The sequence below is a fragment of the Microbacterium sp. PM5 genome, from assembly GCF_003293595.1.
Lineage (GTDB): Bacteria > Actinomycetota > Actinomycetes > Actinomycetales > Microbacteriaceae > Microbacterium.
In genome coordinates, this window is record NZ_CP022162.1 from 2,457,554 (window position 1) to 2,478,764 (window position 21,211).

General features: G+C 71.2%; 16 protein-coding genes. 14 read left to right on the plus strand and 2 right to left on the minus strand.

Annotation, left to right across the window (positions count from 1 at the left end):
- Positions 1-22: 22 nt before the first annotated feature.
- Entirely contained in the window at positions 23-1,312 is a 1,290-nt protein-coding gene (locus tag CEP17_RS11735) for an extracellular solute-binding protein (RefSeq protein WP_036318432.1), read from the minus strand.
- A 169-nt stretch (positions 1,313-1,481) separates the two neighbouring features.
- Between CEP17_RS11735 and CEP17_RS11740 the strand changes: the two genes are divergently transcribed.
- A complete protein-coding gene (locus CEP17_RS11740) occupies positions 1,482-2,480 on the plus strand; it encodes a LacI family DNA-binding transcriptional regulator (protein WP_036318433.1) in 999 nt (332 codons plus the stop codon).
- 18 nt (positions 2,481-2,498) lie between these two features.
- On the opposite strand, the gene CEP17_RS11745 is transcribed toward CEP17_RS11740, so the two are convergent.
- Positions 2,499-3,695 carry an ROK family transcriptional regulator gene (locus tag CEP17_RS11745; RefSeq protein ID WP_112932368.1) on the minus strand — a complete coding sequence of 399 codons (1,197 nt, stop codon included), beginning with the start codon at positions 3,693-3,695 and terminating at the stop codon, positions 2,499-2,501.
- 112 nt (positions 3,696-3,807) lie between these two features.
- Here CEP17_RS11745 and xylA point away from each other — a divergent pair, with 112 nt between their 5' ends.
- From xylA to CEP17_RS11810, 13 genes are all read left to right on the plus strand, one after another.
- On the plus strand, positions 3,808-4,995 hold the full coding sequence (xylA, locus tag CEP17_RS11750) for a xylose isomerase (protein ID WP_112932369.1): 1,188 nt from the start codon (positions 3,808-3,810) through the stop codon (positions 4,993-4,995).
- Between the two features lie 132 nt (positions 4,996-5,127).
- Positions 5,128-6,426, plus strand: coding sequence for a xylulokinase (gene xylB / locus CEP17_RS11755; protein WP_112932370.1), 1,299 nt, complete (start codon positions 5,128-5,130; stop codon positions 6,424-6,426).
- Between the two features lie 271 nt (positions 6,427-6,697).
- Positions 6,698-8,908, plus strand: a complete 2,211-nt coding sequence (glgX, locus tag CEP17_RS11760) for a glycogen debranching protein GlgX (RefSeq protein ID WP_112932371.1) — start codon at positions 6,698-6,700, stop codon at positions 8,906-8,908.
- A 2-nt stretch (positions 8,909-8,910) separates the two neighbouring features.
- Positions 8,911-11,307, plus strand: a complete 2,397-nt coding sequence (gene treY / locus CEP17_RS11765; protein ID WP_112932372.1) for a malto-oligosyltrehalose synthase — start codon at positions 8,911-8,913, stop codon at positions 11,305-11,307.
- A gap of 251 nt (positions 11,308-11,558) precedes the next feature.
- Positions 11,559-13,211, plus strand: coding sequence for a TIGR04028 family ABC transporter substrate-binding protein (locus CEP17_RS11770; RefSeq protein WP_112932963.1), 1,653 nt, complete (start codon positions 11,559-11,561; stop codon positions 13,209-13,211).
- 20 nt (positions 13,212-13,231) lie between these two features.
- A complete protein-coding gene (locus tag CEP17_RS11775; RefSeq protein ID WP_112932373.1) occupies positions 13,232-14,284 on the plus strand; it encodes an ABC transporter permease in 1,053 nt (350 codons plus the stop codon).
- A complete protein-coding gene (locus tag CEP17_RS11780) occupies positions 14,281-15,171 on the plus strand; it encodes an ABC transporter permease (protein WP_039416743.1) in 891 nt (296 codons plus the stop codon). Before CEP17_RS11775 ends, CEP17_RS11780 begins: the two co-directional genes overlap by 4 nt.
- Complete coding sequence (locus CEP17_RS11785) at positions 15,168-16,865, plus strand: ABC transporter ATP-binding protein (protein WP_112932374.1); 1,698 nt, start codon at positions 15,168-15,170, stop codon at positions 16,863-16,865. The genes CEP17_RS11780 and CEP17_RS11785 overlap by 4 nt, the downstream gene beginning before the upstream one ends.
- Positions 16,862-17,935 (plus strand): putative FMN-dependent luciferase-like monooxygenase, encoded by a 1,074-nt coding sequence (locus CEP17_RS11790; RefSeq protein WP_036317391.1) that lies wholly within the window; start codon positions 16,862-16,864, stop codon positions 17,933-17,935. The genes CEP17_RS11785 and CEP17_RS11790 overlap by 4 nt, the downstream gene beginning before the upstream one ends.
- The gene (locus CEP17_RS11795) at positions 17,932-18,576 is read left to right on the plus strand and encodes a CMD domain protein (protein ID WP_112932375.1); all 645 of its coding nucleotides are present in this window, start codon (positions 17,932-17,934) and stop codon (positions 18,574-18,576) included. The genes CEP17_RS11790 and CEP17_RS11795 overlap by 4 nt, the downstream gene beginning before the upstream one ends.
- Position 18,577: 1 nt before the next feature.
- On the plus strand, positions 18,578-19,201 hold the full coding sequence (locus CEP17_RS11800) for an alkylhydroperoxidase domain protein (protein WP_112932376.1): 624 nt from the start codon (positions 18,578-18,580) through the stop codon (positions 19,199-19,201).
- Positions 19,202-19,221: 20 nt separating this feature from the next.
- On the plus strand, positions 19,222-19,869 hold the full coding sequence (locus CEP17_RS11805) for a VOC family protein (protein WP_112932377.1): 648 nt from the start codon (positions 19,222-19,224) through the stop codon (positions 19,867-19,869).
- The gene (locus tag CEP17_RS11810; protein ID WP_112932378.1) at positions 19,866-21,083 is read left to right on the plus strand and encodes an amidohydrolase; all 1,218 of its coding nucleotides are present in this window, start codon (positions 19,866-19,868) and stop codon (positions 21,081-21,083) included. Before CEP17_RS11805 ends, CEP17_RS11810 begins: the two co-directional genes overlap by 4 nt.
- Positions 21,084-21,211 lie beyond the last annotated feature (128 nt).

A 21,211-nucleotide genomic window follows, 5' to 3' on the forward strand; every position in this document is an offset into this window, starting at 1 on the left:
CTCGCGAAGGGACACGATCCGATCAGCCCTTCTTGGCCGCGTCGGTGACCGACTGGATCATCTGCTGCGGGTTGCTCTTGCCCGCCAGCAGATCGACCACGGCGACGTTCAGCGCGTTGCCGACGTTCTGGCCGAGGACGGTGTCGAGCCACTGCGACACGAAGGGAGCCTTGTTGTAGGCGGCGAGGACCTCCTGCAGGTAGGGCTCCTTGACCGCCGCCTGCGCCGTCTTGTTGACGGGCGGGGCGCTGAAGGCCGCGTAGTAGGCCTTCTGCTGGTCGGCCGACGCGATGAAGTTGAGGAAGTCGGCGCACTCCTTCGGAGCCTTGACCGAGCACGAGTACCCGTCGACGCCGCCCATCATCGAGCCCGGCTCGCCCTGGCCGCCGGACAGCTCGGGGAACGGGAACCAGGCCAGGTCGGGCAGCGGCTTCTCGTCGGGGGTGAGGGAGGCGATCACGCCCGGGTCCCACGCGCCCATGAGCTCCATCGCGGCCTGGTGGTTGGCGACGAGACCGGCGGAGCTGCCGGCGCCCTGCTGGGCGCTCGTGGTCAGGAAGCCGTCGTTGAACGGCTGGGTCGCGGCGAAGTCGTTCAGGTCTTCCGCGGCCTTCAGCCAGCAGCCGTCGCTGAAGTCCTTGGTGTCGCCGGTCTTCTCGATGGTCTGCGCGCTGCACTCGCGGAGGGCGAAGTTGTAGTACCAGTGGGCGGCCGGCCAGGCGTCCTTCGCGCCGAGCGCGATGGGTGCGACGCCCGCGGACTTGAGCTTGCCGACGGCCGACTCCAGGTCGGTGATGGTGGTCGGCGGCGTCGTGATGCCCGCCTTGGTGAACAGGTCGGAGCTGTACCAGAAGCCGCTCGGCAGCACCGCCAGCGGCATGGCCCACACCTTGTCCTGGTAGGTCTCGGCCTTGAAGGAGCCCTCGGAGATCTCCGACTTGGCGGTGTCGCCGATCTTGTCGGTGAGGTCCATCAGCTGGCCCGCCTGCACCATCGCCGCGAGCTTGCCGCCGCCGCGCTGCAGGAAGATGTCGGGAGCGTCGCCCGCGTTCAGTGCGGTCTGCAGCTTGCCGTCCATGTCTTCGTTCTGCACGGACTGCATCGTGATGGTGACGTTCGGGTTCTCCTTCTCGAAGGCCGCGATGGCGTCCTTCCAGAACTGCTGTCCGGGACCGGTGGTCGAGTTCTGCCAGAGCGTCATCTCGACCTTGCCGTCGGCGTTGGTTCCGCCCGATCCGCCGCTGCAGGCGCTCAGACCGAGCGTGCCCGCGACCAGGAGCGCCGCTCCGGTCAGGATCTTGTTCGCCTTCATGTGATTCCTGTCCTCCTCATTGAGCCTCACCCCGGTCATTCGGGGCACGGAGCATTCCGGTGAACGGGTTCGGGCCGGAATGTGCACCAGTGTGTCCATTTGTTGTCAACAACGTCAAACGTTTTCAAAAACCTTTTCAATAACGTTTCCGTCCCCATAGGATCGCCCCGTGAGTCGCAGAGCCACCATCCATGACGTCGCCGCCGCCGCCGGAGTGTCGGTCGCCACGGTGTCCAAAGCGGTCAACGGGCGGTACGGCGTCGCCAGCGCGACGGTGTCGCGCGTACTGGATGCCGTGGCCGAGCTCGGCTACGAGTCGAGCCTCGTCGCGAGCAGCATGCGCTCCCGCCGAACGGGGGTCGTCGGCGTGCTCGTCTCGGACTTCGAGCCGTTCAGCGCGGAGGTGCTGAAGGGCGTCGGTGCGGCCCTCAGCAGCCACCGCTACGACCTGCTCGCGTACGCGGGTGCGCGCGACAGCGATCCGCAGGGGTGGGAACGTCGCTCGCTCAGTCGGCTCAGCGGCACACTCATCGATGCCGCCATCATGGTCACCCCCACGGTCGTCGGCGTCAACGCCGACGTGCCGATCGTCGCGGTCGACCCGCACGCCGGTCGCGTCGACATTCCCTCGGTCGAATCCGACAGCCTCGCCGGAGGCTTCGAGGCGACGACGCACCTCCTCGAACTCGGGCATCGGCGCATCGGGTTCCTCGCGGGGCGTCCCGAGCTGCGCTCGTCGGAGATGCGCGAGGCGGGCTACCGCCGCGCGCTGCGCCATGCTGGCATCCGCTTCGACCCCGCCCTCGTGGCCGTGGGGATGTACGACCCCGACACGGTCCGGGTCGTCGGGCGTGCGCTGTTGCAGCAGTCTGACCGGCCCACGGCCGTCTTCGCCGCGAACGACCGCACGGCGCTCGGGCTCATCGAAGTGGCGGGGGAGCTGGGACTGGACGTGCCGGGCGATCTGTCGGTCATCGGCTTCGACGACATCCCCGAGGCCTTCCTCACGGCGCGTCCGCTCAGCACGGTGCGCCAGCCCATCCAGCGCCTCGGCGCCGAAGCCGCGCGGATGCTGGTCACGATGCTCGGCGGGGGCGCGCCCGAGGCCACGCACCTCGTTCTTCCCACGCGGCTCATCCCGCGCGCCACCACCGCGCCGCTGCGCTGAGCGCGCGGATGCCGGGGGTCAGCCCGCGTCGGGCAGTGCGTCGGGCAGTGTGTCGAGGGGGTCGGTGAGCAGCGCGTCGAAGGCGATCTCGGCCGCGCCCACGAGCAGGCGGTCGGGGCCCAGGTCGGCCGCACGCAGGTGCAGGTCTTCGACGTTCATGGCCATGGCTTGCTCGCGGACGGCGCTCTGGAGGGCCTCGGCATCCTGGTCGAGGATCGTCGCCAGGAAGCCGCCGAGGATGACGGTCGACGGGTTGAGCACGTTCACGGCGTTCGCCAACGCCGTCGCGAGAATGCGGCGCTGTCGTTCGACCTCCGCCGCGACCTCCACGCTCCCCGAGGTGCGGATCGCCTCCTCGAGTGTGGGTTCGTCCGCGCTGTGCAGCCCCACGACGGCGAGCAGGCGCGAGCGACTCACCTCGTCTTCCAGGGTGCCCTGCGCGCCCGAGCGACGATCCGCCGGCTGTGCGATGCCCGGCCTGTTCTGGCCGAGCTCGCCGGCGTAGCCGCCCGCGCCGCGCACGAGGTGTCCGCCGATCACCAGGCCGCCGCCGATGCCGCTTGCGCCGCCGTTGACGTAGATCAGATCGGCGACGCCGCGACCGGCTCCGTAGCGGCTCTCGGCGAGGGCGCCGAGTGTCGCGTCGTTGTCGATCGCCGTCGGCAGGCCCGTGGCCTGCGCGAGATCGTCGCGTAGCGGGGCGTCGGTCCAGTCGAGGTGCGGGGCGCGGCGCACGAGCCCATCGGCGGAGCGCACCAGCCCGGGCACCGCGATGCCGATGCCGACGATGCGGTGCGAGGCGAGCACCCCCGTGCGCCAGCGTTCGATCACCTCGGCGGTGAGCGCGGTGGCCTCGTGGGGGGTGAGCAGTCCGGCGAGCTCGATGCGCTCGCGGCACACGATCGCGCGATCGAGTCCGATGGCGGCCACGGTGAGGGCGTCGACCTCGGGATTGACCGCGATGGCGACCACGTCCGCGGCGGCCGCGACCGACGGTGAGGGCCGTCCCACCCGCCGGTGCATCTCGGGGGCGCCCTCGGTGGCGAGGCCCGCGCTGACGAGGTCGGCGACCAGTGCGCCGACCGTGGACCGGTTCAGACCGGTCGTCTCGGTGAGTGCCGCGCGTGAGAGGGGGCCGTCTTCGTGAACGAGCCGCAGCACGCGGGAGAGGTTGGCGCGCCGAACGCCCTCGACGGTTCCTTCTGCGCGTGCCACGCGTCCACCCTAGAGGCGCGGATGCCGGGCGTCGCGGTAGACGACGGGTGCGTCGTGGTATAGGTTGCTGTCAACAACAAACCTCCCACCCGGGAGACCGCGAAGGAGCGTCATGACCACCCCGACCCCCGCCGACAAGTTCACCTTCGGTCTCTGGACCATCGGCTACAACGGCACCGACCCGTTCGGCGGCCCGACCCGTCCGCCGCTCGACGTCGTGCACGCGGTCGAGAAGCTCGCCGAGCTGGGGGCGTACGGGCTGACCTTCCACGACGACGATCTCTTCCCCTTCGGCTCCCGCGACGCCGACCGTCAGCACCAGATCGACCGTCTCAAGGGCGCGCTGGACGCGACGGGACTGAAGGTGCCGATGGTCACGACCAACCTCTTCAGCGCCCCCGTCTTCAAGGACGGCGGCTTCACCTCGAACGACCGCGACGTACGCCGCTTCGCCATCCGCAAGGTGCTGCGCCAGATCGACCTCGGAGCCGAGCTCGGCGCGCAGACGTTCGTCATGTGGGGCGGTCGCGAAGGCGCCGAGTACGACTCCGCGAAGGACATCCGCCAGGCGCTGGAGCGCTACCGCGAAGCCGTCAACTTCCTCGGCGACTACGTCGTCAGCAAGGGCTATGACATCCGCTTCGCGATCGAGCCCAAGCCGAACGAGCCGCGCGGCGACATCCTCCTGCCGACGGTCGGGCACGCCCTCGCCTTCATCGATTCGCTCGAGCGTCCCGAGCTCGTGGGCCTGAACCCCGAGGTCGGTCATGAGCAGATGGCGGGGCTGAACTTCGCGGCCGGCATCGCTCAGGCGCTGTACCACGGCAAGCTCTTCCACATCGACCTCAACGGCCAGCGCGGCATCAAGTACGACCAGGACCTCGTGTTCGGCCACGGCGACCTGCACAATGCGTTCGCGCTGGTCGACCTGCTCGAAAACGGGGGTCCGAACGGCGGCCCGGCCTACGAGGGACCGCGCCACTTCGACTACAAGCCCTCGCGCACCGAGGACGAGACCGGCGTCTGGGACTCGGCAGCCGCCAACATGCGCACGTACCTGCTGCTGAAGGAGCGCGCGGCCGCTTTCCGCGCCGATCCGGAGGTGCAGGAGGCACTCGCCGCTGCGCGCGTGGCCGAGCTCGCTCAGCCGACGTTCGCCGAGGGCGAGAGCTACGACGACTTCGTGGCCGACCGCTCCGCCTACGAGGACTTCGACACCGACGCCTACCTCGGTGGCAAGGGCTTCGGTTTCGTCCGCCTGCAGCAGCTGGCCACCGAGCACCTGCTCGGCGCCCGCTGACCCCGGCATCCGCCCGACCGCCCCGCCCGCGAGACACCACGTCCGCACCGAGACACCCGCCGTACGCCGGTGTCTCGGTGCGGATCCGGTGTCTCGGCGGGTGGTGGCGGTCCACCGAGAGAGGATGCCGAGATGGCACTCGTGATGGGCGTCGACAGCTCGACGCAGTCCTGCAAGGTCGTCATCGTCGATGCGGAGACGGGAGCCGTGGTCCGTTCGGGGCGCGCGGCGCATCCCGACGGGACGAGCGTCGACCCCGAGGCGTGGTGGAGCGCGCTCCAGGCCGCGATCGCGGATGCCGGCGGCATGACGGACGTCGAGGCATGGGCGATCGGCGGCCAGCAGCACGGCATGGTCGCGCTCGATGCGACCGGTGCGGTCGTCCGCGACGCGTTGCTGTGGAACGACACCCGGTCGGCGGCCGCCGGCGCCGACCTCATCGCCGAGTTCGGCGCCGAGGCGCTGGCCACGCGCACGGGTCTCGTGCCCGTGGCCTCCTTCACGATCACCAAGCTGCGATGGCTGCGTGACGTCGAGCCCGACAACGCCGCGGCCGTCGCCGCCGTCGCGCTGCCGCACGACTGGCTGACCTGGCGTCTGCGCGGCTTCGGTCCGGTGGTCGAGGGCGCGGTGGCATTCGACGAGCTGACCACCGACCGCTCGGACGCCTCGGGGACGGGCTACTGGAACCCCGCGACAGGCGCCTACGATCGCGATCTGCTCGTCGCTGCGCTCGGTCACGACGCCGCCCTGCCGCGCGTGCTCGGCCCGGACGAGTGGGTGTCGGATGCCGCGGGCCGTCGGGTCGGCCCCGGCGCGGGCGACAACGCGGGCGCCGCCCTGGGCGTGGGTGCCGACGTCGGCGACGTCGTCGTCTCGATCGGCACGAGCGGCACGGTGTTCGCGGTCAGCGCGCAGCGCACGATCGACCCGACCGGCACCGTCGCCGGCTTCGCCGACGCCGCCGGTCACTTCCTTCCGCTGGTCGCCACGCTCAACGCGGCGCGCGTGCTCGACGTGACCGCACGGCTTCTCGCTGTCGATCACGATGAGCTGAGCGCGCTCGCTCTCGCCGCTCCCGCCGGAGCGGGCGGGCTGCGCCTGCTCCCCTACTTCGAGGGGGAGCGCACGCCCAACCTGCCGGACGCCACAGCGGAGCTGACGGGCATGACGCTCGCCTCCACGACGCGCGAGAACCTCGCCCGCGCGGCGGTGGAGGGCATGCTGCGAGGACTCGCGGCCGGCCTGGATGCCATCCGCGGGCTCGGCGTGCCGATCGAACGGGCGCTGCTTGTCGGCGGCGGCGCGCAGTCCGAGGCGGTGCGGCGCATCGCCCCCGACGTCCTCGGCGTGCCGGTGGACGTGCCCGCGGCGGGCGAGTACGTCGCGCTCGGGGCCGCTCGTCAGGCCGCCCGCATCCTCGCCGCCTGACGGCATCCCGCACCGCCGGCGTCCTGCAGCCAGCGAGAAACCATCCCCGCCGCGAGACATCACGTCTGCACGTGTTTCTCGCTCCGAGGCTGGTTTCTCGCGGGGTGCCGTGGCGTATAGCAACTCCGCGCGCCCGCGTCCAGACCCACCGTCCCACACCCCGACGAGAGGGTCCGAGGCCTAGGCTGAACTCGTCACGGGATGGTCTCGTCACGGTTCGAGCGTGTGGCAACGGTGTCACCGAACGATGTCATCGCACAGGGAGTCGCACATGCAGGCATGGCCAGGATCCGCGTACCCGCTCGGGGCGACGTTCGACGGCAGTGGAACGAACTTCGCGCTGTTCAGCGAGGGTGCCGAGCGTGTCGAGCTGTGTCTGTTCGGCGACCGCGGCAAAGAGACGCGCATCGAGATGCGCGACGTCGATGCATTCGTGTGGCACGTGTATCTGCCCACGGTGCAGCCGGGCCAGCGATACGGCTATCGCGTGCACGGGCCGAATGATCCCGCCAACGGGCATCGGTTCAACCCCAACAAGCTGCTGCTCGACCCCTACGCCAAGGCGGTCGAAGGGCAGGTCCACTGGGGGCAGTCGGTGTTCGGCTACGAGTTCGGCGACCCCGACTCCCGCAACGACGAGGACTCGGCCGCCGCCATGATGAAGGGCGTCGTCGTCAACCCCTTCTTCGACTGGGCGGGCGACCGGCTGCCGAAGACCCCGTATGCCGAGACCGTCATCTACGAGGCCCACGTCAAGGGGCTGACGCAGCTGCATCCCGAGATCCCCGAGGAGATCCGCGGCACGTACAGCGCGATCGCGCATCCCGCCGTCATCGAGCACCTCAAGCACATCGGCGTGACCGCGATCGAGCTGATGCCGGTGCACCAGTTCGTCAACGACTCCACCCTGCAGGAGAAGGGTCTCAGCAACTACTGGGGCTACAACACGATCGCCTTCCTCGCGCCGCAGAACACCTACTCCTCGACCGGTCAGCGCGGTCAGCAGGTGCAGGAGTTCAAGAGCATGGTGAAAGCCCTGCACGCCGCGGGCATCGAGGTCATCCTCGACGTGGTCTACAACCACACCGCGGAGGGCAACCACATGGGCCCGACGTTGTCGATGCGCGGCATCGACAACGAGGCGTACTACCGGCTCGAAGCCGACGACAAGCGGTACTACACCGACTACACCGGCACCGGCAACAGCATGAACGTCGGCAATCCGCACACCCTCCAGCTGATCATGGACTCCCTGCGCTACTGGGTGCTGGAGATGCACGTCGACGGCTTCCGGTTCGATCTGGCGGCGACCCTCGCCCGCGAGTTCTACGAGGTCGATCGACTCGCGGCCTTCTTCGAGATCGTGCAGCAGGATCCGGTGATCTCGCAGGTCAAGCTCATCGCCGAACCCTGGGACATCGGCCCCGGCGGCTACCAAGTGGGCAACTTCCCGCCGCAGTGGACGGAGTGGAACGGCAAGTACCGCGACACCGTCCGCGACCTGTGGCGCGGCGAGCCGGCGACACTGGGCGAGTTCGCGTCGCGGCTGACGGGCTCGGCAGACCTGTACGAGAACTCGGGGCGTCGACCGGTCGCCTCCATCAACTTCGTCACCGCGCACGACGGCTTCACGCTCCGCGACCTCGTCTCGTACAACGAGAAGCACAACGAGGCCAACGGCGAGGACAACAACGACGGCGAATCGCACAACCGATCGTGGAACTGCGGTGTGGAAGGCCCCACCGACGACCAGGGCGTCCTGATGCTGCGCGCGCGCCAGCAGCGCAACTTCCTTGCCACGCTGCTGCTCAGCCAGGGCGTGCCGATGATCTCGCACGGCGATGAGCTGGGCCGCACGCAGGGCGGCAACAACAACGGGTACGCGCAGGACAACGACATCACCTGGATCGACTGGAATCACGTCGATCAGCCGCTCGTGGAGTTCACGGCCGCCCTCGCCCGGTTGCGCCGCGAGCATCCGACGTTCCGGCGCAGCCGGTTCTTCGACGGCCGGCCCGTCCGCCGCGAGGAGGGTGCGCCGCTGCCCGACATCGCGTGGCTGCGCCCCGACGGCACCGAGATGCAGCCCGAGGACTGGGAGTCCGGCTTCGGCCGGGCGGTCGGGGTGTTCCTCAACGGCGACGGCATCCGTGAGCGCGATCGGCGCGGCGAGCAGATCGAGGACCGCCACTTCTTCATCCTGTTCAACGCGGGCGACGAAGGGCTCTCGTTCACGATCCCGCGTGCCGAGTTCAGTCCGCAGTGGGAGATCGTCGTCGACACCACGGGCCAGCTCACCGACACCGAGCCGCGCCGCGGGGGAGAGGCCGTGGAGCTCGCGGGTCGCTCGCTCATCGTCCTGCGCGACTATCAGGAGGACAAGCCCGACGTCGACCACTCCGTCGCCGCGTCGCTGGCGGCGCTGACGGTGCCGATCGACATCGTCCGCTCCCCGGCCCCGCAGACCGAGCTGCCGCACTGACCGTGATCGCCGACAGCCGCGGTCTTCCCGCATCCACCTACCGTCTGCAGGTGCGTGCGTCGTTCGACCTGGATGCCGCCGCCGCCGTCACCGACTACCTGCGCGATCTCGGCGTCGACTGGGCCTACCTGTCGCCGATCCTGCAGGCGGCCTCCGGCTCCGACCACGGCTACGACGTCGTTGACCCGACGAGAGTGGACGACGATCGGGGCGGCCGGACTGGGCTCGAGCGCTTCGTCGACGCCGCACGGGCCGCGGGCCTCGGCATCCTCGTCGACATCGTGCCGAACCATCAGGGCGTTGCCGATCCGACCGAGAACCCGTGGTGGTGGGACGTCCTGACCCACGGGCGCGCTTCCCGATTCGCGCAGGGCTTCGACATCGATTGGGCGCACGGCGCCGAACGCGTCGTGCTGCCGGTGCTGGGCGGCGACCTCGACGAGGTGCTCGGCGCCGGCGAGATCGAGGTACGGCCTGCGACCACCGACGACGAGACCGGGACGGCCCGCTACTACGACCTCGTCCTCCCCCTCGCACCCGGCACGGCGCCGCTGCACGCGACGACCGACCGCACGGCCGTTCGCGACGTGCTCGAACGCCAGCACTGGCGGCTCACGTCGTGGCGGCGGGATGCCGCGGAGCTCAACTACCGCCGTTTCTTCACGGTGACCTCGCTCGCGGGGGTGCGCGTGGAGCTGCCCGACGTGTTCGCGGCGTCGCACCTCGAGATCCTCCGATGGGTGCGAGAGGGGCTCGTCGACGGCCTGCGCATCGACCACCCCGACGGCCTCGCCGATCCAGGCGGCTATCTCGACGCGCTCGCCGCGGCGGTCGCACAGGCGCGCGGCCCCGCGTCGACTCGCAGCTTCCCCGTCTACGTGGAGAAGATCCTCGAGCCCGGCGAGCAGCTGCCGGGCTGGTGGGCGACGACGGGCACCACCGGCTACGATGCGCTCGGGGAGATCGACCGCGTGCTCGTCGACCCGGCCGGTGAGGCGGCTCTCACCGCAGAGGACGAGCGGCTGCGCGGCGCCCGGCTGAGCTGGGTCGACATGATCGCCGGGACCAAGCGGGAGATCGCCGACACGTCTCAGGCGGCGGAGGTGGGGCGGCTCATCCGCTGCCTGCCGCCGTCCCTGCGGGCCGGTCTGGGCGACGATCGCGCGCGCGACGCATTCGCGGAGCTGCTGGCAGCCTTCCCCGTCTACCGCGCGTATCTTCCCGCCGGCCCCGACGTGCTCGCGGATGCCGTGGCTGCGGCATCCCTTCGGCGTCCCGACCTGGCGGATGCGCTCGCCCAGGTCGCCGATGCCGTCGCGGACGCCTCGTCCGAGCTGTCGCGTCGTTTCATGCAGACGACCGGGCCGGTGATGGCCAAAGGTGTCGAAGATCGCGCCTTCTACCGATACACGCGCCTCACCTCGCTCACCGAGGTGGGCGGCGATCCGTCGCAGTTCGCTCTGCCGGTCGAGGGTCTGCACGCCGCCTTCGCGCGTCGGCAGGCGTCGTGGCCGGCTGCGCTGACGACCCTGACGACGCACGACACGAAACGCTCCGCCGATGTCCGCGCGCGCCTGTCCGTGCTCGCGGAGATGCCCGATCGCTGGGCGGCGGCGCTCGACGCGCTGCGTGCGGAGGGCTCCACCGGCGATGGTCCGCTCGACGCGCTGCTGTGGCAGGCGGTCGTGGGCGCATGGTCGGACGATCCCGCCCTCCCCGAGCGGCTGCACGCATACGCCGAGAAGGCGGCGCGCGAGGGCGACGTCGGCACCAGCTGGACCGATCCCGATGAGGCGTTCGAGGCGCGCGTGCACGCGCTGATCGATGCCGCTTTCGGTGCGGCGCGCCCGATCGTGGAGAGCGTCGTGCGCGACCTCGTCGCGCCGGGCCGATCCAACGCGCTCGCCGCCGCGCTGCTGCACCTGGCCGGTCCCGGCGTGCCGGACGTGTACCAGGGCACCGAGCTGTGGGACCTCTCGCTGGTCGACCCCGACAACCGGCGCCCGGTGGACATCGAGCGCCGCCGCGAACTGCTCGCCCGCCTGGACGGCGGATGGATGCCGGGTATCGACGATTCCGGCGCGGCCAAGCTGCTGGTGGTCTCGCGGACGCTGCGCCTGCGGCGCGAGCGCCCCGAACTGTTCTCCCGTTACGTCGCGCTCCCGGTCGTGGGCGCGGCCGACGCGCACGCCCTGGCGTTCGATCGCGGAGGCGCGGTCGCCGTCGCGACGAGGCTGCCGGTCGGTCTCGCTGACCGCGGCGGCTGGGGCGGGACGGCCGTGATGCTTCCGGCGGGTCGGTGGCGCGACGCATTCACCGGGCGTGAGATCGACGGCGGGGCCGCGAGCCTCGGCATCCTGCTCGCCGACCTGCCGGTCGCCCTGCTGACGCGGGCCTGAGCGTCGGCGCGGCGCGTTTCGACTCGTCGCTGCGCTCCTCGCTCAACGACCGGGGGCGCCCCCACTCCGGTCGTTGAGCGAGCACAGCGAGTCGAAACGCAGAGCGCAGCGAGCCGAAACGCCTCGCGTGTGACGTTTCGTGACGTTCGCTTACGTCACGTGACCGGCGGCTGGTCGCGATGGCCCGTGCCGTGATGGGGTGGATCATCCCGCACACCGCAGCGCCGCCCGGCGCACACCAGGAGACCACCATGTCCCGACTCACCCGCACGACTCTCGCGGCGGCATCCACCCTCGCCGCCGTCGCCCTCCTCGCCGGCTGCGCGTCCGGCGCCGCCACCCCGTCCGCCTCCGCAGGCGGCGAGCCCCAGACGGGCGGCACCCTCACCTACCTCGAGCCGCAGACCTGGACGACCCTGTATCCGCCGTCCGCGGGCTTCTACCCCAACGGCGGCATCGTCAACAACGTGACCGACCGGCTGCTCTACCAGAACCCCGAGACGCTCGAGCTCGAGCCGTGGATCGCCACCGACTACAAGGTCAACGACGACGCCACCGAGTACACGTTCGACCTGCGCACCGATGTCACCTACTCCGACGGCATCCCGCTGACCGCCGCGAACGTCGTGAAGAACATCGACCTCTACGGCAAGGGTGACAAGGCTCGGGCGCTTCCGGTGTCGGAGGCGATCAACAACTACGACCACGGCGAGGTGACCGGCGACCACACGGTGGTGTTCCACTTCACCGCGCCGTCGCCCGGCTTCGCGCAGGCCGTCTCGACCATCAACTCGGGCCTGCTGTCGGATGCGACGCTCGATCGCACCAGCGAGCAGTTCGGCCCGGGCAACGCCACCAAGATCATCGGCAGCGGTCCGTTCGTCATCTCCGACGAGCAGATCGGCACGCAGACTAGCGTCACCGCGCGCAAGGACTACAACTGGGCGCCGCCGTCGCTGAAGCATCAGGGCGCCGCCTACCTCGCGGGCGTCAACTACGTCGTCGCGGCGGAGAACAGCGTGCGCGTCGGCACCGTCGTCGCCGGCCAGGCCGACATCGCGCGCAACATCCCGGCCCCCGACGAGGCGCAGTTCGCCGCTGGAGGCCTCTCGCTGCACGCCGCCGCGACCAACGGCGTGAACAACGGCCTGAGCTTCCGCTTCCGCGAGCCGCGTCTGGCGGACGTGCGCGTGCGTCAGGCGATCATCGCCGGCATCGATCGTCAGAAGATCGTCGACACCCTGTTCACGAAGAACTATCCGCTGGCCACCGGGGCGCTCGCCAAGACGGCGCTCGGCTACGTCGACACCTCCTCCTACTACACCTACGATCCCGCCAAGGCCGCGTCGCTGCTGGATGCCGCGGGCTGGACCCTCGGATCCGACGGCATCCGTGCCAAGGACGGCCAGAAGCTGACGCTGAGCTTCAACGAGGCGCTGCCGCAGCCGCGCTCGAAGGAGGTCGTGACCCTCATCCAGGAGCAGCTGGGCAAGCTCGGCATCCAGGTGAACCTGTTCGCCGGCGACATGGCCGCGCAGACCAAGGCGTCGACCGACCAGAGCGTCATCCAGGTGTACCACTCCATGGTCGGCCGCGCGGACTTCGATGTGCTGAAGTCGCAGTACTTCTCGAAGAACCGCAACACGCTGCTCAACCTGAACCCGGCTGACGGCAGCATCGGCGACCCGCAGCTCGACACGCTTCTGCAGGCCATCGCCTCCGAGCCGACCACGGCCCAGCGTCAGGCGGCATCCGAGGCGGCGCAGACCTACCTCGCCGAGAACGCGTACATCCTGCCGATCTTCGAGGAACCGCAGGTCTTCGGCCTGACGGCCAAGGTCCAGGGCTTCGAGACCGAGTCGGTCGGACGCCCGACCTTCTACTCGACCTGGCTCGCGGGCTGAGTCGGGAAATCCGGGAATCCATGACGTACGTCCTTCGTCGTGTGGGCCAGGCGGTGCTCGTGCTCGCTCTGGCCTACACGGCGGCCTACCTGCTGCTGGCCGCGCTCCCCGGTGACGCCGTCATCGCCCGGTACGGGAGCCCCGAGCTGGGGCTCACCCCCGAGCAGATCGAGGCGATCCGCCAGTCGCTGGGTGCCGATCAGCCGCTCGTCGTCCAGTACGTCCGCTCGATCGCGGGCTTCCTGACGGGAGACTTCGGCTACTCGGTGGCCAGCGGTGCCGCCGTCTCCGATCTCATCGCGACGGCGCTGCCGCCCACGCTGACCCTCGCGGTGCTCGGACTCGCGCTGGCGGTGTTCCTCGCGGTGACGATCGCCTTCACCGCGACCTACGGTGGGGGTCGCCTGCTGCGCCGGGTGTTTCGCGGCATCCCGCCGCTGTTCGTGTCGCTGCCGGTGTTCTGGATCGGCATCATCCTGATCCAGGTGTTCTCCTTCCGCCTGGGTCTGGTCCCGGTGATCGGGGCGAACCCGGTGCAGGCACTGATCCTGCCGGTGATCACGCTGGCGATCCCGATCGCGGCCCCCCTCTCCCAGGTGCTGATGCGTTCGATCGACGAGGTCCGCGAGCAGCCGTTCGTGGCGGTGGTCCGTGCGCGCGGGGCCAGCACGCCGTGGCTGCTGTGGCGAAACGTCGCCCGCAACGCGCTGCTGCCGACCCTCACGATGGCCGGCCTGCTGTTCGGCGAGCTCGTGGGCGGCGCGGTCGTGACCGAGACGGTCTTCGCGCGCGCCGGCATCGGTCAGCTGACGGCGCAGGCCGTCGCCAACCGCGACACCCCGGTGCTGCTCGCCGTCGTCGTGATCTCCACGGTCGCCTTCGTCGTCATCAACCTGATCGTCGACCTGCTGTATCCCGTGCTCGACGCGCGACTGCGCACCGCCGGCCGTGCCCGCGGGTCGGCCGCGGCACCGCGCGAGGAGGCCGCCGACCGTGCCGTCAACGAGCTCGTGGATGCCGAGGTCGGCACCCCCATCGCGGCCACCACTTCCTCCCGAGGAGAAAACCGATGACCGCTCTGGCCACCACCGCCGGACTCGACGGCGCCGCCGCCACGGGTCCGGGCGCGGGTCCGTCCGCCGACCGGGGCATTCGATGGGCGGCGCTCCTCGCGCGCGTCGGGTTCGTCCTGCCCGCGCTCGTCATCCTCGTCGCGCTGCTCTGGGCGCTGTTTCCGGGACTGTTCACGGGGCAGAACCCCACCGAGACCGTCGCGCCCGCGCTGCAGGCGCCCAGCCCCGAGCACTGGTTCGGCACCGACGCGACCGGCCGCGATCTCTACACCCGCGTCGTCTACGGGGCGTCGCAGTCGATCATCGGCGCTCTCATCGCGGTGCTCGTCGGTCTCGTCGTCGGCACCGCCGTCGGCCTCGCCGCCGGCGCGCTCGGCGGCGCCGTCGACGAAACGCTCATGCGTCTCGTCGACGTGCTGCTCGCAATCCCCGGTCTGCTGCTGTCGCTCAGCGTCGTCATCCTGCTCGGCTTCGGCACCACGAGCGCGGCCGTCGCGGTCGGAGTCACCTCGATCGCCGTGTTCGCCCGGCTGGCGCGCTCGCGAGTCGTCAGTGTGCGCGTGTCGGACTTCGTCGAGGCCGCTTACGGCTCGGGCGGCACGTTCCTCGGCGTGCTGTGGCGCCACATCCTGCCCAACTCGTTGACTCCGGTGATCGCGCTGGCGGCGCTGCAGTTCGGCTCGGCGATCCTGCAGATCTCGACCCTCGGCTTCCTCGGCTACGGCGCGCCGCCGCCCACGCCCGAGTGGGGCCTGCTGATCGCCGAGGGGCGCAACTACGTCGCCACCGCCTGGTGGCTCACGGTCTTGCCCGGCCTGATCGTCGTCGTCGTCGTGCTGGCGACCAACCGCCTCAGCCAGGCCCTTCGAGGAGGGGATGCCGCATGAGCGCGCAGCCGCTGCTGTCCATCCGCGACCTCGCCGTCCAGTACCGCACGCGGCGCGGAACGGTCGACGCCGTCCGCGGCGTCTCGTTCGACGTCGAGGCGGGGGCGGTCACGGCTCTGGTCGGCGAGTCCGGTTCGGGCAAGACGACCGTGGCCCAGTCGGTCATCGGCCTGCTCGCCGCCAACGGCCGCGTGTCGGGCGGAAGCATCCGCCTCTCCGAGCGCACCGACGGCCTGACCGATCTCGTCGGGTTGTCCGAGCGGCGGTGGCGTCACCTGCGCGGTCGGTGCATCGCCCTCATCCCGCAAGACCCCGGCAACTCCCTCAACCCGGTCGCAACCATCGAGTGGAGCGTCGCCGAGGCGCTGCGCATCCACGGGTGGAAGGATCGCGTCAAGATCCGCGCGCGCGTCATCGATCTGCTGGAACGCGTCGGTATCGACGACCCTGAATCCCGCGCGCGCCAGTACCCGCATGAGCTGTCGGGCGGTATGCGCCAGCGCGTGCTCATCGCCGCCGCGCTCGCGCTCGAGCCCGAGCTGATCATCGCCGACGAGCCGACGAGCGCGCTCGATGTCACCGTGCAGCGCACGGTCCTCGACCTGCTCGACGAGCTGCGGACCGAGACCGGCACCGGCATCCTCTTCATCACGCACGACCTCGCCGTCGCCGCCGACCGCTCCGACGCGCTCGTCGTCATGCAGGCAGGTCGGGTGCAGGAGGCCGGACCGACCGCTCAGGTGCTCACCGCGCCGACGTCGCCCTACACCCGCACGCTCCTGGCCGACGCCCCCTCGCTCGCGCGCGTCGTCGAGCGGGCGGCGCCGCCGGCCCCGACATCCGCACCCCTGGTCGAGGTCACCGGGCTCACGCAGGAGTTCCGCCGCGCCGGGCGTTCACCGTTGGTCGCCGTCGACGACGTGTCGTTCACGGTGGCGCGCGGGACGACGCACGCGCTGGTCGGCGAGTCGGGCTCGGGCAAGACCACGACGGGACGCTCGATCGCGGGCTTCAACGACCCGACGCGCGGCACCATCCGCGTCGGCGGCACCGAGGTCACCGCGCTCGCCGGCGGACGTGCTCGCCGCGCGTTCCACCGCACCACCCAGCTGGTCTACCAGAACCCCTACGCCTCACTCGATCCGCGTCAGAGCATCGGCGACATCCTCGCCGAGCCGCTGCGCAACTTCGGCATCGGCAGCGGCGGCGAGCGGGCCGAGCGGGTGGCCCATCACCTCGAGCTGGTCGCTCTCGCGCCCGAGATCGCGTCGCGGCATCCGCGGGAGCTTTCCGGCGGGCAGCGTCAGCGTGTCGCCATCGCGCGCGCCCTGATCGTCGAACCCGAGCTGGTCGTGCTCGACGAGGCCGTCTCGGCGCTGGACGTCACCGTGCAGGCCCAGATCCTGCGGCTGCTCGCCCGGCTGCAGAGCGACCTGGGCCTCACCTACGTGTTCATCTCCCACGACCTCGCCGTCGTGCGTCAGATCGCCGACACGGTCTCGGTACTGCGTCGGGGGCGTCAGGTCGAGCATGGCCCGGCCGCCGAGGTCTTCGCCGGTCCTCAGCACGCCTACACGCGCGAGCTCCTCGCGGCGATCCCCGGGGCATCGCTGCGCTCAGAGTCCGCATCCACGCCGGCGGCCCTGACCGCCCCCGACTCCGCCGCCCCTCATCAGGAAGAGGTATCCGCATGAGCGGTCCCCGTCTCGGCTTCTTCAGCCGCGTGCTCGAAGAGGCCTCCGCCGCCGATCGTTACCGGTTCGCGATCGAACAGATCGCCCACGCGGAACAGGCCGGCTTCGCTTCGGCCTGGCTCGCGCAGCACCATTTCGGCGAGCACGAGGGCGGCCTGCCGTCGCCGTTCGTGCTGCTGGCCGCCGCCGCGGAGCGCACGAGCCGCATCGCGCTGGCCACCGGCGTCGTCACTCTTCCGCTGGATGACCCGCTGCGCGTCGCCGAGGATGCGACGGTGCTCGATCAGATCAGCGGCGGACGCGTGCAGCTGGGGCTGGCCACCGGGGGGACGCCCTCCTCGTTCGCGGCGTTCGGTCGCGAGTCCGACCGTCGCCGCGAGATCTTCGCCGATCACCTCGACGTGCTCCTCGACGCCCTCGAAGGGCGCGGCGTGCGCGGCACCGACTCGCGCATCTATCCCGCCGCGGGCGATCTGTCGGCGCGCATCTGGCAGGCGACGTTCTCGATCGACGGCGGCCGCCGGGCAGGGGAGCGCGGCGACGGCCTGCTGCTCTCGCGCACGCAGCCGCGCACGCCGGACGCACCCGACGCGCCGCTGCACGAGCTGCAGCTGCCGATCATCGAGGCCTACCGGGCCGCTCTTCCCGACGGCGCCCCCGTCCGCGTCCTCGCCTCCCGGACGGCGCTCGTCGTCGACCCGGAGAACCGTACGCGCGCGCTCGAGTTGGCCGGTGACGGCCTGCGTCACCTCGCGCGCACGATGTTCGGCCTCGACACCGACGGCGTCTCCCTCGACGAGCTCGTCCGCCTCACCGATACCCACGTCGGCACCGTCGACGAGGTGGTCGCATCGCTGTCGGCCGATCGCACACTGCCCGAGGCGAGCGACGTCTCGTTCCAGGTGCACTCGATCGCGGCGACCCACGAGCTGACCCTCCGCTCCCTCGAGCTGCTGGCCGGCGAGGTCGCCCCGCGCCTCGGCTTCGCCGTCGGAGCGGACGCCGCCGCCGCGCTCCACCACGCCCATCGTCCGCTCGCCCTCGTCGCCTCCTCGGAAGGACTCGCATGACCACCCCCAGCGCCGACATCATCGACCTGCTCGCCGGCATCGCGCCGAGCGATCCGCTCGCCGCGGTGCGCGAGAAGCGCGCGCAGGCCCGCGAGAACGCCCAGCGCAGCTTCGAGGCGCTGCTCGAGCCCGCCGAGCCGGGCACGTTCGCGCTGGCGGAGCGGTACGCGCTCGCCTCGTTCGTCTCGCAGCTGCACGGTTTCGACGCGGCGACCGCGTTCTACGGCGACCTCCTGGGCGACGAGAGCCCCGCGTTGACCTCCGTCGTCGCGTCCGCCGCGGCCTCCGCCGCCGCGACCGGGCCGTTCGGCGCCTATCGCGAGCCGCGCCTACAGGCGGAGTCCACCGACGGCGTGCGCTGGACTCCGGATGCCGCGACCGCGTCCGCCCTGGGCCCGCGACTGTCCGGCGCGTTCGCGCACGCACATCTGCTCGTCTTCCGTCCGCGCGAGGCGCGCGCCGAGGCGCTTCAGGACCTCGTGGATACCGGGTGGAGCCCCGACGACATCGTCTCGCTGTCGCAGCTCATCGCCTTCCTGAGCTTCCAGCTGCGTGTGGCCTGGGGGCTGCGCGCGCTGGCCGCGGCATCCGCACCGGTCGCCGCCTCCGCCGCCTCCGCCACCGTTTCCGAAGGAGCCTGAGATGACCGACGTCGTCACCACCTACGCCGACCTGGCTCGACCCGACGCGTTCACCCAGGAAGGACTCGGCTGGGTCCCGTGGCTGCTTCCCGTGGCCGAGGACGAGCTCACCGATGCCCAGCGCGATGCGCTCATCGAGCCCGCACGCGCGAAGATGCCGTACTTCCGACTGCTCGCCCGCGACCCCGAGGCGCTCCGCGCCCGCACGCTGACCGACCTCGACATCTTCTACAACGTCACCGGCGGCATCGGCCGCGCCGAGCGAGAGCTCGCCGCCGCCGCGACCTCGCGCCACAACGGCTGCGTCTTCTGCGCGTCGGTGCACGCCGCCGCCGCGACCCGCGAGTCCGGCCGCGAGGCCGACGTGCAGCGGCTGCTCGACGAGGGCGTGGACGCCGACCTCGGCGACGAGACGTGGAACGCGGTGGTCGCGGCATCCGTCGCCCTCGCCGACACCCCGTTGGCGTTCGGTGAACCAGACATCGCGCGCCTGCGGGCGGCCGGGCTCGACGATGTCGAGATCGTCGACGTCATCGGCGGCGCCGCGTTCTTCAACTGGGCGAACCGGCTCATGCTGTCGCTCGGCGAGCCCGAGGTTCCCGCCCGCCGCGCCTCCACCCGATAACCCGACACCACGAGGACATCATGAGCATCCCCACCCTTCTGGACCACGTCGTCATCGCCGGTCCCGATCTCGCCGCGCTGGTCGACTGGTTCGCCGAGCGCACCGGCGTCGTCGCCGCACCCGGCGGCGCCCACCCGACCGGCACCGCCAACGCCCTCGTCGCGCTCACCGTCGACGGCCGCCGCGGACCGCAGTACATCGAGCTGATCGGTCCCAACCCAGCCCGCCCCGAGCCGGAGCTGCCGGAGACCTTCGGCATCTCGACGCTCACCGCGCCGAGCGTGCAGGCGTACGCGGTGCATCCCGCCGACATCGAGGCCACCGTGGCCACGGCGCGCGCGGGCGGCTACGACCCGGGAGACGTCAGCGACCTCTCCCGCCGCACGCCCGACGGCACCCTGCTGGAGTGGCGGCTCACGCGCGGCGAGAACCGTCGTATCGACGTGCCCTTCCTCATCGACTGGGGCACCACCGCGCAGCCCGGACTCAGCGACATCCCCACGATCGAGCTGATCTCGCTCGTTCGCACCGAGCCCGACCCCGCGCCGCTGCAGGCGATCCTGGCCGCCTACCGGCTGGGCGACGGCGTCGCGGAGGTCGTGGCGGGTGCGGAGTCGGGCTTCCGGCTGACGCTCCGCCGCGCCGACGGCGAGCTCGTCGAGCTGTGAGCGTCGACGCCGAGATCGCGGCGGCGGTCGAGCAGCTGCGTCCCGAGCTGGAGCGGCTCGCGCGCGAGCTGTACGACCAGCCCGAGATCGGCTTCGAGGAGCACGCGTCGGTCGCCCGCATCGCGGCGCTGCTGGCGGCGCACGGGGTGGATGCCGAGGTCGGAGCCTTCGGACTCGACACCGCCCTGCGGGCGAGCACGGCCGCGGCGGGCGCGGCATCCGGCCCGCACTTCGCGATCATCGCCGAGTACGACGCCCTGCCCGGCATCGGCCACGCCTGCGGGCACAACGTGATCGCGGCCGTCGCCGTGGGCGCATACCTCGCGGCCGCGCCGGTGGTCGCCGGCCTCGGTGGGCGGTTGTCGCTCATCGGCACCCCCGCTGAGGAGAACGGCGGCGGCAAGGAGCTCATCATCCGCGCCGGCGGCTTCGACGACGTGGATGCCGCGGGCATGGTGCACCCCTCGAGCGGATCGGGCACGAGCTCCGTGCTCGGCCAGCGCACGACGGGCGTGCGCCGCATTGCGGTGACCTACCACGGGCGGGCCGCGCACGCCGCGGGGGCGCCGTGGCTCGGCCGCAACGCGCTCGACGGCGTCGTGACGGCGTACCAGAGCATCGCGCAACTTCGCCAGCACATCCTGCCGACCGATCGCCTCCACGGCATCATCACCGACGGCGGCGCCGCGCCCAACATCGTGCCCGAGCGCGCCTCGGCGCTGTTCTACGTGCGCTCCGCCGACGTCGATCAGCTGCGGGAGCTCACCGATCGCGTCGTTGCCGTGCTCGAAGGCGCCGCTCTCGCCACCGGCACGCGTGCCGAGATCGACGTCGATCCCGTGCCTCCCTACCTGCCGCTGCAGACGAACACCGCGCTGACCTCGCGCTGGGTGGATGCGTTCGCCGCACGCGGGCACGAGGTTCCGCCGCCGGCCGCCCCGCCGCAGGGCGGGCCGTCGACCGACATGGGAAACGTCAGCCGGCTCATTCCCTCGATCCATCCCTCGCTGGGGCTCGGCGGCCCCGACGACGTCTTCCCGCACAACGCGGCCTTCGCCGAGCTCACGGTGCTGCCCGCCGCCACGGACGCGCTCGTGGATGCCGCCGTCGCCCTCGCCGCGACGGCCGTGGCCTACGCGGCCGACCCCGAGCTGCGTGCCGCAGCGGCGGCGGAGTTCGCGGCATCCGGCGGCCCCTCCCGCTGGGAGGACTGACGCGCGTCACCGCCCGCGGCGACCGCCCCCACGAACTCCGCAGATCCTGACGAACTCCGCACGCAGACGCGGCATCCGGTGCGGAGTACGTCACATTCTGCGGGGTTCGCGGCAGGATGCGAGCGCGT

What these genes read in the sequence shown, in the direction of transcription:
- CEP17_RS11735 (WP_036318432.1), bottom strand. Translation starts at nt 1,312, where the DNA reads ATGAAGGCGAACAAGATCCTGACCGGAGCGGCGCTCCTGGTCGCGGGC.
- xylA (WP_112932369.1), top strand. Translation starts at nt 3,808, where the DNA reads ATGACCACCCCGACCCCCGCCGACAAGTTCACCTTCGGTCTCTGGACC.
- xylB (WP_112932370.1), top strand. Translation starts at nt 5,128, where the DNA reads ATGGCACTCGTGATGGGCGTCGACAGCTCGACGCAGTCCTGCAAGGTC.
- glgX (WP_112932371.1), top strand. Translation starts at nt 6,698, where the DNA reads ATGCAGGCATGGCCAGGATCCGCGTACCCGCTCGGGGCGACGTTCGAC.
- CEP17_RS11770 (WP_112932963.1), top strand. Translation starts at nt 11,559, where the DNA reads ATGTCCCGACTCACCCGCACGACTCTCGCGGCGGCATCCACCCTCGCC.
- CEP17_RS11775 (WP_112932373.1), top strand. Translation starts at nt 13,232, where the DNA reads ATGACGTACGTCCTTCGTCGTGTGGGCCAGGCGGTGCTCGTGCTCGCT.
- CEP17_RS11780 (WP_039416743.1), top strand. Translation starts at nt 14,281, where the DNA reads ATGACCGCTCTGGCCACCACCGCCGGACTCGACGGCGCCGCCGCCACG.
- CEP17_RS11785 (WP_112932374.1), top strand. Translation starts at nt 15,168, where the DNA reads ATGAGCGCGCAGCCGCTGCTGTCCATCCGCGACCTCGCCGTCCAGTAC.
- CEP17_RS11790 (WP_036317391.1), top strand. Translation starts at nt 16,862, where the DNA reads ATGAGCGGTCCCCGTCTCGGCTTCTTCAGCCGCGTGCTCGAAGAGGCC.
- CEP17_RS11795 (WP_112932375.1), top strand. Translation starts at nt 17,932, where the DNA reads ATGACCACCCCCAGCGCCGACATCATCGACCTGCTCGCCGGCATCGCG.
- CEP17_RS11800 (WP_112932376.1), top strand. Translation starts at nt 18,578, where the DNA reads ATGACCGACGTCGTCACCACCTACGCCGACCTGGCTCGACCCGACGCG.
- CEP17_RS11805 (WP_112932377.1), top strand. Translation starts at nt 19,222, where the DNA reads ATGAGCATCCCCACCCTTCTGGACCACGTCGTCATCGCCGGTCCCGAT.